The sequence below is a fragment of the Pseudomonas sp. S31 genome, from assembly GCF_016648105.1.
Classification (GTDB): Bacteria; Pseudomonadota; Gammaproteobacteria; order Pseudomonadales; family Pseudomonadaceae; genus Aquipseudomonas.
The window spans coordinates 27,776-42,336 of record NZ_JACVVE010000008.1 but is presented as its reverse complement, the minus strand read 5'-3'; the positions used below and the strand labels follow the sequence as shown (position 1 = coordinate 42,336).

Sequence of the window (14,561 nt, the reverse complement as noted above, 5' to 3'; positions counted from 1 at the left end):
TACGCCTGTTTCAGTGAGCATGCGGGGCCGAGATGACAGTTTGAATACGCTCCAGCGCCCGCTGCCAGCGCGGCATAGGCAGGGGCCAGGCCAGCTCGGCCAGCACCCTGAAACCTCGCTCGCGGGCCTCTCCCGCCAGGCCAGGGCCGCTTTCTTCGGCGAGGCTGCCAACGAACAGCAAGGACGGCACCTGCCCTCTGCCGGCGAGCCGTTCGAACAATGCCATGGCGTTGGCCGAAGCCATGCCGGGGTCGAGAATCAGCAGGTCGGCGACCCGCTCACGTGCCAGGCAAGCGTGAAGATCGTCAAGATCGCGGGTGACGCGCACGTCGAAGATGCCCAAGGCATTGCACGCCTGGTGCAGGAGGATCTGGTGCGAAGGGCGCGCTTGATGAAGCAACACGTAGGGTAGAAGCATGAGCCGCTCCAGTGGCAAGGATCGGCGTCACACTAAGCGAGCCGCTTACGGCCCGATATAGGATAAATCTGAAAATACTGCTGAATCGACGAAAGAGGTCGGCGCATTGCGCACCGCCCCTATCGACACCGCGGTATTACAACGGCTTGCCGCGGTTGCCATGCTGGCTGACGAAGGCCTGGACCGCCTTGAGGTCGTTGGCCAGGACCGTGCAGCGCTCTTCGCGGCTGAACAGGTCGCTCAGGTGCGCGGGCAGTTCCAGCGCCTTGCCGACACCGGCCTTCTCCACCGCCTCGGGGAACTTGACCGGGTGCGCGGTGCCCAGCACCACCATCGGCGTGTCGAGGCTGCGACGGCACTCACGGGCGGCCTTGACGCCGATCGCGGTGTGCGGGTCGAGCACTTCACCGGTGCTGGCGAAGACTTCGGCGATGGTCTCGCAAGTCTGCTCGTCGCTGACCGCCAGCGAATCGAACAGCTTGCGGGCTTCGGTCCAGCGATCCTGTTCGACGCTGAAGCCGCCACCTTGCTTGAAGGTCGCCATCAGCTCGGACAGTGCCGCGCCGTTGCGGCCGTGCAGGTCGAACAGCAGGCGCTCGAAGTTGGACGAGACCATGATGTCCATCGACGGCGACAGGGTCGCGTGCAGGGTTTCCTTGACGTACTGGTTGCCGCTCATGAAGCGGTGCAGGATGTCGTTGCGGTTGGTGGCGACGATCAGTTGGCTGATCGGCAGGCCCATGTTGCGCGCCAGGTAACCGGCGAAGATGTCGCCGAAGTTGCCGGTCGGCACCGAGAACGCCACCGAACGGGCCGGGCCGCCCAACTGAAGGGCTGCGTGGAAGTAGTAGACGATCTGGGCCATGATCCGCGCCCAGTTGATCGAGTTGACGGCGACCAGGCGGGTGCCCTTGAGGAACGACTGGTCGGCGAAGCTGGCCTTGACCATCTCCTGGCAGTCGTCGAAGTTGCCTTCGATGGCGATGTTGTGGACGTTGTCACCGAACAGGGTAGTCATCTGCCGACGCTGGACTTCCGACACACGCTGATGCGGGTGCAGGATGAAGATGTCGACATTTTCACAGCTGCGGCAGCCTTCGATGGCGGCCGAGCCGGTGTCACCGCTGGTGGCGCCGATGATCACCACGCGCTCGTTGCGCTTGGCCAGTACGTGGTCGAGCAGGCGGCCGAGCAGCTGCAGGGCGAAATCCTTGAACGCCAGGGTCGGGCCGTGGAACAGCTCCATGACCCACTCGTTGCTGTTCAACTGGCGCAGCGGCGCTACGGCAGCGTGGGCGAACTCGCCATAGGTTTCTTCGAGGATCTTCTTGAAATCGGCGTCGGCGATGCTGCCTTCGACGAACGGGCGCATCACCCGGAAGGCCAGTTCGTGGTAAGGCAGGCCGGCCCAGGAGGCGATTTCTTCCTGGGTGAAGCGTGGCAGGTTCTCAGGCACGTAGAGGCCGCCATCGCTGGCGAGGCCGGCCAGCAGGACGTCTTCGAAATTCAGGGCCGGTGCCTGGCCGCGGGTACTGATATAGCGCATGGGTGCAAACCTTCGAGGCTGGGGCCGGGGCCGCGCGGGCGGCCCGACGGCACGATTCGTTAATTGAGCTGTTCGACGCGGATACGCACGACCTTGCCGACCACGTCCTGCAGGGCTTCCAGGGCGACGATGGCATCATCGATACGCTGCTCGACCACACCGTGGGTCAGCAGGATCATCGGCACCAGGCCGTCCTGTTCCTCGGCTTCCTTCTGCATGATCGACTCGATGTTGATGCCACGCTCGGACAGGATGCTTGCCACCTGGGCCAGCACGCCCGGATGGTCCTTGGCCTGGATGCGCAGATAGTAGGCGCTTTCGCAGGCTTCGATCGGCAGGATCGGGTGCGACGACAGCGAGTCTGGCTGGAAGGCCAGGTGCGGCACGCGGTTTTCCGGGTCGGAGGTCATGGCACGGACCACGTCGACCAGGTCGGCCACCACCGACGAAGCGGTCGGCTCCATGCCGGCACCGGCGCCGTAGTACAGCGTCGAGCCTGCGGCATCGCCATTGACCATCACGGCGTTCATCACGCCATTGACGTTGGCGATCAGGCGATCGGCCGGGATCAGCGTCGGGTGCACGCGCAGCTCGATGCCTTCGGCGGTGCGGCGGGCCACACCGAGGTGCTTGATGCGGTAGCCCAGGGCCTCGGCGTAGTTCACGTCAGCGGTGGTCAGCTGGGTAATCCCCTCGGTGTAGGCTTTTTCGAACTGCAGCGGAATACCGAAGGCGATCGAGGCGAGGATGGTCAGCTTGTGCGCGGCATCGATGCCCTCGACGTCGAAGGTCGGGTCGGCTTCGGCATAACCCAACGCCTGGGCCTCGGCCAGCACGTCGGGGAAGGCACGGCCTTTCTCGCGCATCTCGGTGAGAATGAAGTTGCCAGTGCCGTTGATGATACCGGCCAGCCAGTTGATGCGGTTGGCCGAGAGGCCTTCACGGATCGCCTTGATGACCGGAATGCCGCCGGCCACAGCGGCCTCGAAGGCGACGATCACGCCCTTCTCCCGGGCCTTGGCGAAGATCTCGTTGCCGTGCACGGCGATCAGCGCCTTGTTGGCGGTGACCACGTGCTTGCCGTTGTCGATGGCCTTGAGCACCAGGTCGCGGGCGATGGTGTAGCCACCGATCAGCTCGATGACGATGTCGATTTCCGGGTTGCTCGCGACTTCGAACACATCAGCGGTAATGGGGGTACCGGTAATCTGGCAGTTCGGGTTCTGCGAGCGCATGGCAATCTGTGCCACTTCAATACCGCGCCCGGCACGGCGGGCAATCTCCTCGGCGTTGCGCTGAAGTACATTGAAGGTTCCGCCACCGACGGTCCCCAACCCACAGATGCCTACTTTGACCGGTTTCACTGTGAACTCCCCATTGAACGGCCGGCGCCTTCGCCGACCGTGAAACATGCCGTCACCCCATGACGACGGCGTACTGAATTGATTACTTGGCGGCTTGCGCCTGGCCGGCGAGGGCCAGCTTGGCCACTTGCGGTGCCGGCTGGTAGCCCGGGATCACCTGGCCGCTTTCGAGGACGATCGCCGGCGTGCCGTTGACACCGATCGACTGGCCCAGCTGGAACTGCTTGTCGACCGGGTTGGCGCACTTGGCGGCCTTGATTTCCTTGCCATCGATCATCTTGTCCAGCGCCGCTCGGCGGTCGCTGGAGCACCATACCGCCTGCAATTGCTCGTCACCCGGCGAGCCGAGGCCCTGGCGCGGGAAGGCGACATAACGCACTTCGATACCGCGGCGGTTGAGCTCCGGCACTTCGGCGTGCAGCTTGTGGCAGTACGGGCAGGTGGTATCGGTGAAGACGGTGATGTGCGACTTGGTTTCGCCCTTGGCAGGATAAACCACCATCTCGGCCGCTGGAATGCCATTGATGAGTTTGGCGACACCCTGGCGCTCGGTTTTTTCGGTGAGGTTGACCGGCTTGCCGTCCTGGATCTGGAACAGGTAGCCCTGCATCACGAACTGGCCATCGGGGCTGGCGTACAGCACGCGGCCGCCCTGCAGCTTGACTTCGTAAAGGCCGTTGAGCGGGCTGCTGGACACGCTTTCTACCGGTACTTCGAGCTCGAGGTTCTGCAACGACTTGCGAATCGCCTGCTCGGCACCGCTGTTGGCGTCGGTGGCCGCGGCAACGGCAAAGGTACTGGCCAGCGCCATCGCGGCGGCGGCGAAAAACTGGGTCACGCGCATGGGGAACTCCTGAGGGCGGACAGGGGCCGGAGGGTGTCGCCGGCAAACAGACCGTGGCGACCGTGCGGCCCTTGGTGCAAACCGCCCAAGCCTACCACATCGGGCCAGGGTTGAAGGGGCTTGCAGGTACCGGTCGGCGGAACATGAAAATGATTCATCCACGCGGATGGTGCTGGGCATGCAGTTGTTGCAAGCGCGCCTTGGCCACATGGGTGTAGATCTGCGTGGTCGACAGGTCGCTGTGGCCGAGCAGCATCTGCACGACGCGCAGGTCGGCGCCATGGTTCAGCAGGTGGGTGGCGAAGGCGTGGCGCAGGGTGTGCGGCGACAGCGGCTTGTCGATGCCGGCGACCCGGGCCTGGTGCTTGATGCGGTGCCAGAAGGTCTGCCGGGTCATCTGCTCGCCGCGCTGGCTGGGGAACAGGACGTCGCTGGGGCGACCATTGAGCAACTCTGCGCGGCCGTCGCGCAGGTAGCGCTCCAGCCAGGTCACCGCTTCTTCGCCCATGGGCACCAGCCGCTCCTTGCTGCCCTTGCCCATCACCCGCAGCACGCCCTGGCGCAGGTTGACCTGGTCGAGGGTCAGGCTGACCAGCTCGGTCACGCGCAGGCCGCAGGCATACAGCACCTCGAGCATGGCGCGGTCGCGCTGGCCGATGGCTTCGCCGAGGTCCGGGGCTTGCAACAGTGCTTCTACATCCGCCTCGGACAACGACTTGGGCAAGGGCCGCCCGAGCTGCGGCATGTCCACCAGCAGGGTCGGATCGACGCCGATCAGCTTTTCACGCAACAGGTAGCGGAAGAACCCACGCAGGCCGGAGATGAACCGAGCGGTGGAGCGCGGCTTGTAGCCTTGGTCCACACGCCAGGCGAGGTGGTCGAGGATCAGCTCGCGGCCGGCATCGGGCAGAGCCACCGCGTGCTCCTGCAACCAGCCGTTGAACAGCGCCAGGTCGCTGCGGTAGGACGCGCGGGTGTTGTCGGAGAGGCCTTTTTCAAGCCACAGGGCGTCGAGAAACTGGTCGATCAGGGGGTGGTCTAGGGCGGGCATGCGCGGCTGCTGGATGATGGAGACGGGGTTAGTGTTTCACACGGGTCGTGGGTTGTCTGTACCGGCCCTTTCGCGGCTAAAGCCGCTCCTACAGGGATCGCGCAGGCCGGTACAGGTTGCTCAGGCCTCGGGCAGCACCGGCACCGGGCGCTTGTCCTCGTCGATGGCGACGAAGCTGAACACACCATGGATCGCCCGCTCGCAGCCATCGAGGTACATGTTCTCGACGAACACGTCGACCTGGACCTGCAGGCTGGTATTGCCGACCTTGATCACCGTGCCGACCAGCTCGACGATCGAGCCCGCCGGGATCGGGTGCTTGAAGTCGATCCGGTCGGTAGACACGGTCACCAGCGGTAGGCGGCAGAAGCGCGTGGCGGCGATGAACGAGACTTCGTCCATCCAGGCCAGGGCGGTGCCGCCGAACAGGGTGTTGTGGTGGTTGGTGGTGTTGGGGAACACCGCCTTGGTCACGCGGGTCACCGACAATTCGGTGCGGCGCTGGATTTCCTGATCTCGAGTCGTCATCACGTCTACTACGCTTGGGTTTCAGAAAGCAAAAAAGCAGCCCGAAGGCTGCTTTTGTCTCGCACGGCGGCCTCGGCCACCCAGTCAAACTGCACTCAGGACAGTTTTTCCTTGATGCGAGCGGCTTTGCCGGACAGGTCGCGCAGGTAGTACAGCTTGGCTTTACGCACGTCACCACGACGTTTCACGGCCAGGCTGTCGATCTGCGGGCTGTAGGTCTGGAAGGTACGCTCTACGCCAACGCCGCTGGAGATCTTGCGCACGGTGAAGGCGCTGTTCAGACCGCGGTTACGCTTGGCGATAACGACGCCTTCGAACGCCTGCAGACGGGAACGCTCACCTTCCTTCACTTTAACCTGGACGACGATGGTGTCGCCTGGTGCGAAGGTCGGGATTTCCTTGCTCATCTGCTCGGCTTCGAGCTGCTGGATGATCTTGTTGGTCATGCTGTGCTCCTAAGATGGATACGTGATCCACCATCGATACGTTTAACTATCGTCCCGCTCGCGGAGATATTCCTCGAGCAGCTTCTTCTCTTCTCCAGAAAGCGAGCGACTTTCCAGAAGATCGGCGCGTCGTTCGAAGGTCCTACCAAGGGACTGCTTCATTCTCCAACGCCGGATGTGTGCATGGTTGCCACTTAGCAACACGTCGGGAACACGCTGATCCGCATACACCTCAGGTCGGGTGTAGTGCGGGCAATCGAGCAGACCGTCGGTGAAGGAGTCTTCCTCCGCCGAGTCCACATGCCCTAAAGCTCCGGGCAGCAGCCGTGTAACCGCATCGATCAGTACCATGGCCGGCAGCTCGCCACCGGAAAGCACATAGTCGCCAATCGACCACTCCTCATCGACATGAGCCTCGATAAAGCGCTCGTCGATGCCTTCATAACGACCGGCGATCAGGATCAACGATTCCTGTTCGGCCAGGCCTTTGACCGCTTGCTGAGTCAGCTTGCGGCCTTGCGGCGAGAGATAGATCACCTTCGCCGATGCTCCAGTCGCTTGCCTGGCGCTAACCAGGGCGTCTTCCAGAGGCTTGATTTTCATCACCATGCCCGGACCACCGCCAAACGGCCGATCATCCACGGTATGGTGGCGATCTGTGGTGTAGTCCCGCGGGTTCCAGCAAGTCACCTGAAGCAACCCCTGTTTCACCGCGCGGCTGGTAATGCCGTACTCCGTGATGGCCGAGAACATCTCGGGGAACAACGTGATGACGTCTACGCGAAGGTTACCCATCGTCTAGAAGTCCGCGTCCCACTCGACCCGCATCACGCCTGCTTCCAGGTCGACTGCCAGCACACATTGCGCCGTATAGGGCAACAGACGCTCGCGATCATCCAGGCTGCCTGCGCAGGGCTTGACCACCATTACATCGTTCGCACCGGTCTCCAACAGGTGATCGACCTTGCCGAACAGCTGTTCGTCCTGGTTGATGACCTTCAGACCTACCAACTGGTACCAGTAGTACTCGTCAGCGGCCAGGTTGGGCAAAAGGCTCCGCGGGATGCAGATTTCGTAACCGCTCAGAAGACGGGCTTCATCGCGATCGTCGAGGCCTTTCAATTTCACGACCAGGCCCTTTTGGGAACCCCGACCGTTGACCAGCTCGACCTGCTTTACCGTGCCTTCGTGCCGAAGCGTCCAGCGTGGATAATCCAACAGGTTTTCAATCGGATCGGTAAAGGAGTACACCTTCACCTCGCCGCGAACGCCGTGAACCGAAAAAATCTTGCCAACGACGATGAGGTCGTCAGCCTTTTCTGGCGTCGCGTTCATATTTCTTAGGCAGCAGCCTTGGCAGCTTCCTTCAGCAGCTGAGCAACGCGCTCAGACGGCTGTGCACCCTGGCTCAGCCAGTAGGTGACGCGCTCTTGGTTGACCGACAGCTTAACTTCGGCGCCAGCAGCGATTGGGTTGAAGAAACCTACGCGCTCAACGAAACGGCCGTCACGGGCGTTACGCGAGTTGGTCACGGTCAGGTGGTAGAATGGGCGCTTTTTCGAGCCGCCACGGGCCAGACGAATGGTTACCATGTGAACATCGTTCCTATAGTCGGTGCTGCAGTTGATACAGCAGCTGGTACTGCAAATCTGAATGCCAAATAGGCACACGGGTGCCCAAAAGGCCGCATATTCTCGGGGAATACACGGACATTTGCAAATGCCTTTTTCGGCAAGGCATCGCCCTACCGCCCAGATCTGCCGGTTGAGCCACGAATTTCGTGGCCATTATCCCGCCGAAGCGGGGTTCCGGGCGCCCTCCTTATTAAAAGGCAGGCGCCCAAAATAGGGGATTACAGCTTGGGCATGCCGCCGCCTGGCAGCATCCCGCCAAGGCCGCGCATCATCTTGGCCATGCCGCCCTTGGCGGAGAATTTCTTCATCATCTTCTGCATCTGCTTGTGCTGCTTGATCAGGCGACCGATGTCCTGCACCTGGGTGCCGGAGCCAAGGGCGATCCGGCGCTTGCGCGAACCGCTGATCAGGTCAGGGTCGCGGCGCTCGGCCGGAGTCATGGAGTTGATGATCGCTTCCATCTGCTTGAACTGCTTCTCGGCAGCGCCCTGAGCGTTGCCCATCTGCGACAGATTGACCCCGCCGATGCTCGGCAGTTTGTCCATCAGGCCGCCCAGGCCGCCCATGTTCTTCATCTGCTGCAACTGGTCGCGAAAGTCTTCGAGGTCGAAGCCCTTGCCCTTCTTGAGCTTCTTGGCCAGCTTGTCGGCCTTGGCCTTGTCGATGGTCTGCTCGGCCTGCTCGATCAGGCTGAGCACGTCGCCCATGCCGAGGATGCGCGAGGCGACGCGATCGGGGTGGAACGGCTCGAGGGCCTCGGTCTTCTCACCCATACCGATGAACTTGATCGGCTTGCCGGTGATGGCGCGCACCGACAGCGCGGCACCGCCACGGGCATCACCGTCGACCTTGGTCAGCACCACGCCGGTCAGCGGCAGGGCTTCGCCGAAAGCCTTGGCGGTGTTGGCAGCGTCCTGGCCGGTCATGGCGTCGACCACGAACAGGGTCTCGATCGGCTTGACCGCGGCATGCAGCGCCTTGATCTCGTCCATCATGTCGGCGTCGATGTGCAGGCGGCCAGCGGTGTCGACGATGACCACGTCGATGAACTTGAGCTTGGCTTCGCGGATCGCCGCCTCGGCGATGGCCACCGGCTTCTGGCTGATGTCGGACGGGAAGAAGGTCACGCCGATGTCGTTGGCCAGGGTTTCCAGCTGCTTGATCGCCGCCGGGCGGTAGACGTCGGCCGACACCACCATCACGCTCTTCTTCTTGCGCTCTTTCAGGAAGCGCGCCAGCTTGCCGGCGGTGGTGGTCTTACCGGCACCTTGCAGGCCGGCCATCAGTACCACTGCAGGCGGCGCGGCATTCAGGGCCAGATCCTCGTTGGCCGCGCCCATCAGGCTTTCCAGTTCGGCCTGGACGATCTTCACGAAGGCCTGGCCCGGGGTCAGGCTGCGCGACACCTCGGTGCCGACCGCGCGCTCCTTGACGCTGTTGACGAAATCCTTGACCACCGGCAGGGCGACGTCAGCCTCGAGCAGGGCCATGCGCACTTCGCGCAGCGTGTCCTTGATGTTGTCTTCGGTCAGCTTGGCCTTGCCGGTGACATGGCGCAGCGTCTGTGACAGGCGGTCGGTCAGGTTTTCGAACATGGTGATCCTTTCAGGCCCAGGAAAGCCGGGAGTTGTCAGGTGCCCTGTTAGGTACGCGCAGGCGCGGGGCACAGCAAGGCGGCGATTATAGCGAAGTGCGGCGGCGGCGGACACCTTGGTGGACATTCGGTGCTCGTGCTCGCGCCTTCGCGGGTAAACCCGCTCCTACACGGGTCCCGGCGCCTGTGGGAGCGGGTTTACCCGCGAATGCCGCGACACGGTCCTGCAGTCTTCCTAGACTGCCGCGATCTATGCCAAACTCCGTCCCTTTAAGGCTCGCCTTCCAGGACTTATGGTCTCCTCACCCAGCCTCATCCCCAACCTGATCGCCGCCGGCTTATATATAGCCGCAGCCATCTACCAGGGCACCCACCTGGCCCAGGGCCGCAAGGCCGACAAACGGCTGCTCGGCCTGCTCGGCGCTCTCGCTGTGGTCGCCCAGGGTGGCGCGCTGTTCTTCCAGCTGATCACCCCGCTGGGCCTGAGCCTGGACTTCTTCAGCGCCGCCAGCCTGATCGCCGTGGCGGTCATTACCCTGACCCTGCTGGCCTGCCTGCGCATACCGGTGGAAAACCTCCTGGTGCTACTGTTCCCGCTAGGCGCCGTCACCGCGTTGCTGGCCCAGTTCGCCCCTCCAGGCACGGTGCCACTGATCGACGAAGAGCCTGGCATCCTCGCCCACATCCTGCTGTCGATCCTGGCCTATGGGCTGTTCACCATCGCTGTGTTCCAGTCGCTGCTCCTGCTGCTGCAGGATCGCCAGTTGAAGAACAAGCACCCGTCGGGCCTGATTCGCAACTTCCCACCGCTGCAAACCATGGAAAGCCTGCTGTTCGGCTTCCTCTGGGCCGGCTGGTGCCTGCTCTCGCTGTCGCTGATTTCCGGATGGCTGTTCCTCGAGAACCTGTTCGCCCAGCACCTGGCACACAAGACCCTGCTGGCCTGCGTCGCCTGGGTGGTGTTCAGCGTGCTGCTGTGGGGCCGCACCCGCCTCGGCTGGCGTGGTCACAAGGCGATCCGCTGGACCCTCGCCGGTTTCTGCCTGCTGATGCTGGCCTACTTCGGCAGCAAGCTGGTTCGCGAATTCATCCTGCATATCTGACAGCCCATGGACACGCTGCCATACGCGCCCCTTCTCGGCATCCTCGCACTGGCCCTGCTCTGGTCGGCCCTGTTCACCGCCGTGGACGCCGCCCGCCAACAGCTCAATGGTGGCCAGCGCAATGGCGACAGCCCCCCGACCAAGCTGCCGGCCCAGGCCCTGGTGCTGTGCGCCAGCCTCGGCAAGCTGCTGGTGCTGGGCCTGGCCTGCCTGGTCGGCCAGTACCACCACGGCGAACAGGGCTTCTGGGTCGCGGGCCTGGGTGCCAGCCTGGTGCTGCTGGTGTTCGCCGAGTTCCTGCCACGGCGCCTGGCCCGGCGTAGCCCCCAGGCCCTCGTCAGCCTGGGTGCCAGCCTGAAATGGCCACTGGCGCTGCTGCAACCGCTGGCCTGCGTGCTCGACGGCCTGGCCAAGCTGATCCTGCGCCCGTTCCGCACTCAACCCACCGCCGTGGCGCTGCACCCACAGCAGGAAGAGCCTTTCGATGACGAGGACGGCGAGCCAGCGCTTCATCACGGCCTGCTCGACGGCCTGCAGTCGCTGGACAAGATCACCGTCAACGACATCCTGGTGCCGCGCAACGAAGTGGACGGCATCAACCTGGACGACCCGATCGAGCAGATCATCGATCAGTTGATCGTCAGCCGCCACACTCGCCTGCCGGTCTATCACAGCGATATCAACCAGGTCGAGGCGATCCTCAACACCAAGTTGATCAGCCACCTGCTGCCCAGGGCCGAGCTGACCTTCGAAGCCCTGCAAGGCGCGTGCTACGAACCTTACTTCGTTCCCGAAAGCACCCCGCTGCGGCTGCAGTTGCTGAACTTTCACAAGCAGCAACGCCGGCTCGGCGTGGTGGTCGACGAGTACGGCGAGGTGCTGGGCATCGTCACCCTGGAGGACATCCTCGAAGAAATCGTCGGCGAGTTCGAGGACGAACACAGCCTGGACAACCCCCACGTCCACCCCCAACCCGATGGCACCTTCGTCATCGAGGGCACCGCCTCGCTGCGCGAGATCAACCGCAGCCTCGGCTGGCACCTGCCCTGCGACGGCGGCCCGAAGACCCTCAACGGCCTGGTCACCGAAGCACTGGAAAGCATCCCGGAAAGCGCCGTCTGCCTGAAAATCGGCCGCTATCGCCTGGAAATCCTCGAAACCGAGGACAATTGCGCCAGCAAGGTACTGGTGTGGACCGTGACCCGATAGCTATACTCCGGTCACGCTTACCCAGCCCCGCCGTCCCGCCTGCTACCCGCACCCGGCGTCACACGGCCAGTCCGCTCCACTGACACGCCCCGCGGCCCTGCTTCAACACCCCGAACAGTCCCGCTCCCGCCCCTATCCCTCCAGGGCTTTGGTCAGTCGAGCGCGCACAAGAACAATACGCTCCGGCGTCCGCCAACCCGTGCCTGCCTGGCCGGCCCGGACCACGTCGAGAAGCGGAACCAGACTGTTAGGGACCTATTAGATGACAACCAGCAGCACCTACGCCCAAGCGCCTGCCGCGCCGGCCAACTCTCCTGCCCGGGTGGCCACCGCCAGCTTCATCGGCACCGCCATCGAATTCTATGACTTCTACGTGTATGCCACGGCGGCAGCGCTGGTAATCGGCCCGGTGTTCTTCCCTTCGGGGTCGGGCACCGCACAGATGCTGGCGGCCTTCATCACCTTCGGCATCGCCTTCCTCGCTCGCCCGCTGGGCTCGGCCCTGTTCGGCCACTTCGGCGACCGCATCGGGCGTAAGTCGACCCTGGTGGCCTCGCTGCTGCTGATGGGCGTATCGACCACGCTGATCGGCGTGCTACCGGGCTATGACAGCATCGGCATGTGGGCGCCTGCGCTGCTCTGCCTGCTGCGCTTCGGCCAAGGCTTGGGCCTGGGCGGCGAATGGGGTGGCGCGGCATTGCTGGCTACCGAGAACGCACCGGAAGGCAAGCGCGCCTGGTTCGGCATGTTCCCGCAACTGGGCCCCTCGATCGGTTTCCTGGCGGCCAACGGCCTGTTCCTGACCCTGGCCCTGGTCCTCAGCGACGAGCAGTTCCGTGACTGGGGCTGGCGCATTCCTTTCCTGCTCAGCGCCGCGCTGGTGATGGTGGGCCTGTACGTACGCCTGAAGCTGGAGGAAAGCCCGGTATTCGCCAAGGCGGTGGCCCGCCACGAGCGCGTGAAGATGCCAGTGGTCGACCTGTTCGCCAAATACTGGTTGCCGACCCTGCTGGGCGCTGCGGCCATGGTGGTGTGCTACGCGCTGTTCTATATCTCAACGGTGTTCTCGCTGAGCTATGGCGTGTCGGCCCTGGGCTACAGCCGCGAATCGTTCCTCGGCATGCTGTGCTTCGCCGTGGTCTTCATGGCCCTGGCCACGCCGCTGTCGGCCTGGCTCAGCGACCGCTACGGGCGCAAGCCGGTACTGATCGTCGGCGGCCTGCTGGCGGTGGCTTCGGGCTTTACCATGGAACCGCTGCTGACCTCCGGCTCGACCGCAGGCGTGACGCTGTTCCTGAGCATCGAGCTGTTCCTGATGGGCGTGACCTTCGCACCGATGGGCGCCTTGCTGCCTGAGCTGTTCCCGACCCACGTGCGCTACACCGGCGCCTCGGCGGCGTACAACCTGGGCGGCATCGTTGGCGCCTCGGCGGCACCGTTCTTCGCCCAGAAGCTGGTGAGCATGGGGGGATTGAGCTGGGTGGGTGGCTATGTGTCGGCGGCGGCGGTGATCAGCCTGATTGCCGTGCTGTGCTTGAAGGAAACCCGCAATACCGAGCTGTGAAACACTAGGGGCCGCTATGCGGCCCCTAGGATTGCAGCAGCTTAGAACTCGACCTTGACCGCCTGCGAAGCACGGGTCGCCTTGGCCCGCGCCGCTTCGATCGACTCGTCGCGCGCCAGGCACACGCCCATCCGACGGGTGCCGTTGATTTCCGGCTTGCCGAACAGGCGAATGGCGGTGTCCGGCTCGCTCAGCGCCGCCCCCAGGTTGGCGAAGCTGGTCTGCTGCGACTGCCCCTCGGGCAGGATCACCGCCGAGGCCGACGGCCCGAACTGACGCACCACCGGGATCGGCAGGCCGAGAATAGCCCGGGCGTGCAGGGCGAACTGCGAGAGGTCCTGGGAAATCAAGGTCACCAGGCCGGTGTCATGCGGGCGCGGCGAAACCTCGCTGAACCACACCTGGTCGCCCTTGACGAACAACTCCACGCCGAACAGGCCACGGCCGCCCAGCGCATCAGTGACCGCCTTGGCCACATGCTGCGATTCGGCCAGTGCCTTCGCGCTCATGGCCTGGGGCTGCCAGGACTCCTGGTAGTCACCCTTCTCCTGACGGTGGCCGACCGGCTCGAGGAAGGTGGTGCCGCCCACGTGACGCACGGTCAGCAAGGTGATCTCGTAGTCGAAATCGATGAAGCCTTCGATGATCACCCGGCCCTTGCCAGCACGGCCGCCTTCCTGGGCATAGTCCCACGACGGCTGGAGGTCGGCGTCGCTGCGCAGCAGGCTCTGGCCCTTGCCCGACGAGCTCATCACCGGCTTGACCACGCAGGGGTAGCCCAGGTCGGCAACGGCCTTGGCGTAGTCTTCATAGGTGTCGGCGAAGTGGTACGGCGACGTCGGCAGGTCCAGCTCTTCGGCGGCCAGGCGACGAATGCCTTCGCGGTTCATGGTCAGCTGGGTGGCACGGGCAGTCGGTACCACGGTGAAACCTTCGCTCTCCAGTTCGACCAGGGTGGCGGTGGCGATGGCTTCGATTTCGGGCACGATGTAATGCGGCTTCTCGGCCTCGATGATGGCCCGCAGGGCAACACCATCGAGCATGTTGACCACGTGGCTGCGATGCGCGACCTGCATCGCCGGAGCATTGGCGTAGCGGTCCACGGCGATCACTTCGACGCCCAGGCGCTGCAGCTCGATCACCACTTCCTTGCCCAGCTCGCCGCAGCCGCAGAGCAGTACACGGGTCGCGGTGGGCGACAATGGGGTTCCGATACGGGTCATTTCAGGTCCTCGAAGGCGTCCGGGGCCGCGCCAGGCA

General features: G+C 63.8%; 15 protein-coding genes. 3 read left to right on the top strand and 12 right to left on the bottom strand.

The annotated features are described in order from the left end of the window. Positions 1-10: 10 nt before the first annotated feature. The 11 genes from IAE37_RS08405 to ffh all read right to left on the bottom strand — a co-directional run bounded on the left by IAE37_RS08405 (position 11) and on the right by ffh (position 9,426). The gene (locus IAE37_RS08405) at positions 11-418 is read right to left on the bottom strand and encodes a histidine kinase (RefSeq protein WP_201172211.1); all 408 of its coding nucleotides are present in this window, start codon (positions 416-418) and stop codon (positions 11-13) included. Between the two features lie 136 nt (positions 419-554). Beyond that, a complete protein-coding gene (thrC, locus tag IAE37_RS08400) occupies positions 555-1,964 on the bottom strand; it encodes a threonine synthase (RefSeq protein WP_201172207.1) in 1,410 nt (469 codons plus the stop codon). Between the two features lie 59 nt (positions 1,965-2,023). Then, a complete protein-coding gene (locus tag IAE37_RS08395; RefSeq protein WP_201172205.1) occupies positions 2,024-3,328 on the bottom strand; it encodes a homoserine dehydrogenase in 1,305 nt (434 codons plus the stop codon). Positions 3,329-3,410: 82 nt separating this feature from the next. Beyond that, positions 3,411-4,172 carry a DsbC family protein gene (locus IAE37_RS08390; protein WP_201172203.1) on the bottom strand — a complete coding sequence of 254 codons (762 nt, stop codon included), beginning with the start codon at positions 4,170-4,172 and terminating at the stop codon, positions 3,411-3,413. Between the two features lie 154 nt (positions 4,173-4,326). Then, complete coding sequence (xerD, locus tag IAE37_RS08385; protein ID WP_201172201.1) at positions 4,327-5,223, bottom strand: site-specific tyrosine recombinase XerD; 897 nt, start codon at positions 5,221-5,223, stop codon at positions 4,327-4,329. Positions 5,224-5,343: 120 nt separating this feature from the next. Beyond that, the gene (locus IAE37_RS08380) at positions 5,344-5,751 is read right to left on the bottom strand and encodes an acyl-CoA thioesterase (protein WP_136916368.1); all 408 of its coding nucleotides are present in this window, start codon (positions 5,749-5,751) and stop codon (positions 5,344-5,346) included. Positions 5,752-5,846: 95 nt separating this feature from the next. Continuing rightward, positions 5,847-6,197 (bottom strand): 50S ribosomal protein L19, encoded by a 351-nt coding sequence (gene rplS, locus IAE37_RS08375; RefSeq protein ID WP_008094487.1) that lies wholly within the window; start codon positions 6,195-6,197, stop codon positions 5,847-5,849. Between the two features lie 42 nt (positions 6,198-6,239). Beyond that, entirely contained in the window at positions 6,240-6,992 is a 753-nt protein-coding gene (trmD, locus tag IAE37_RS08370; protein WP_008094486.1) for a tRNA (guanosine(37)-N1)-methyltransferase TrmD, read from the bottom strand. A gap of 3 nt (positions 6,993-6,995) precedes the next feature. After that, the gene (gene rimM, locus IAE37_RS08365) at positions 6,996-7,532 is read right to left on the bottom strand and encodes a ribosome maturation factor RimM (RefSeq protein WP_201172199.1); all 537 of its coding nucleotides are present in this window, start codon (positions 7,530-7,532) and stop codon (positions 6,996-6,998) included. Between the two features lie 5 nt (positions 7,533-7,537). Further along, positions 7,538-7,789: a 30S ribosomal protein S16 gene (gene rpsP, locus IAE37_RS08360; protein ID WP_003252142.1), complete on the bottom strand. Its 252-nt coding sequence runs from the start codon at positions 7,787-7,789 to the stop codon at positions 7,538-7,540. A 260-nt stretch (positions 7,790-8,049) separates the two neighbouring features. Continuing rightward, complete coding sequence (gene ffh, locus IAE37_RS08355) at positions 8,050-9,426, bottom strand: signal recognition particle protein (RefSeq protein ID WP_012270758.1); 1,377 nt, start codon at positions 9,424-9,426, stop codon at positions 8,050-8,052. A 292-nt stretch (positions 9,427-9,718) separates the two neighbouring features. Between ffh and IAE37_RS08350 the strand changes: the two genes are divergently transcribed. The 3 genes from IAE37_RS08350 (at position 9,719) to IAE37_RS08340 (ending at position 13,301) form a co-directional block, all read left to right on the top strand. Then, a complete protein-coding gene (locus IAE37_RS08350; protein ID WP_201172197.1) occupies positions 9,719-10,528 on the top strand; it encodes a cytochrome C assembly family protein in 810 nt (269 codons plus the stop codon). A gap of 6 nt (positions 10,529-10,534) precedes the next feature. Next, positions 10,535-11,737, top strand: a complete 1,203-nt coding sequence (locus tag IAE37_RS08345) for a transporter associated domain-containing protein (RefSeq protein ID WP_201172195.1) — start codon at positions 10,535-10,537, stop codon at positions 11,735-11,737. A 262-nt stretch (positions 11,738-11,999) separates the two neighbouring features. After that, positions 12,000-13,301 carry an MFS transporter gene (locus IAE37_RS08340; protein WP_201172193.1) on the top strand — a complete coding sequence of 434 codons (1,302 nt, stop codon included), beginning with the start codon at positions 12,000-12,002 and terminating at the stop codon, positions 13,299-13,301. 41 nt (positions 13,302-13,342) lie between these two features. On the opposite strand, the gene purT is transcribed toward IAE37_RS08340, so the two are convergent. After that, complete coding sequence (gene purT / locus IAE37_RS08335) at positions 13,343-14,524, bottom strand: formate-dependent phosphoribosylglycinamide formyltransferase (protein WP_201172190.1); 1,182 nt, start codon at positions 14,522-14,524, stop codon at positions 13,343-13,345. Positions 14,525-14,561: the final 37 nt, after the last annotated feature.